Origin of the sequence: Mycolicibacterium hodleri (genome assembly GCF_025822245.1) — a bacterium.
GTDB lineage: Bacteria > Actinomycetota > Actinomycetes > Mycobacteriales > Mycobacteriaceae > Mycobacterium > Mycobacterium hodleri.
Genome location: NZ_JACKTL010000032.1, coordinates 1 through 960 on the forward strand (window position 1 = coordinate 1; position 960 = coordinate 960).

A 960-nucleotide genomic window follows, 5' to 3' on the forward strand; every position below is an offset into this window, starting at 1 on the left:
CTGAAGCTGAGAATTGCCCGGCTGGCTACTGGGCTCGCTCCCGGGGAAACTCCACGCACGATCACTCAGCGCATTGTCAGCGACATCCTGGTCACCGATGTGTCCGATCAAGAGCTGAGCGTCCGATCCAGCGTCATGGTGTTTCTCGTACGCCATGAACGCCACGAAAGCTTCTTTATCGGCAAACGACAAGACGTTCTACGCCGAGACAAGCACTCGGGCCTGCTGCTGGCCGCCCGGGTCATCACCCTGGCTCATAGCGTTCTGCCACGAGCGATTTCGATCTTCTTCTAATGCCCAGTCGTCCAATAGCCCTCAGTTAGGTCGCACACATGACAGATGTCGCTTCACGCGAACTAGGCCTGGGATTTCTCGGAATCGGTCAGGCAGTCGCCAGAATCTTCCAGCAGTACCCGGACATGTCGACGCTGCCGTATCGGGTTGTGGCGGCTGCGGATACCCGATCACACTCGCTCGCCCGCTTCGCCACCGAGTTCGCAGGCCACACCTATACCGACGCAGAGCAACTGTGTGCCGACCCGAGCGTGGACGTCGTCTACATCGCCACCCCTCCCGAGCTGCATCGGGAGCATGCCCTGATGGCCGCACATTACAGAAAACACATGATCGTCGAAAAGCCGTTGGCCATGTCGATCGACGAGTGCACTGCAATGGTCGAGGCGGCAGGCGCTGCGGGCGTGCAGCTGATGGCCGGCCACACACACAGCTTCGACGCGCCGGTGCGAGCGATGGCCGAACTTGTCGGCAGTGGCGATCTCGGCGAGTTGCTCATGGTGAACACCTGGAACTTCAATGACTTCAATCGGCGACCGTGGCCGACTTCGGAATTGCGCTCGACCAGCGGGCCAGTGCTCAACCAGGGGCCTCACCAGGTCGATATCGTGCGGCAGATAGTCGGCGGTGTGGCCAGAACAGTGCGTGCGTCGACAATATGGGACG

Annotated in this window: 2 protein-coding genes; both read left to right on the plus strand. The window is 60.4% G+C overall.

The annotated features are described in order from the left end of the window. A partial coding sequence (locus H7J06_RS12455; RefSeq protein ID WP_275079345.1) for an aromatic-ring-hydroxylating dioxygenase subunit beta occupies positions 1–294 on the plus strand: 294 nt, incomplete at its 5' end. Between the two features lie 38 nt (positions 295–332). Further along, positions 333–960 (plus strand): Gfo/Idh/MocA family protein (locus tag H7J06_RS12460; RefSeq protein ID WP_264039184.1); only part of this gene is annotated, 628 nt, incomplete at its 3' end.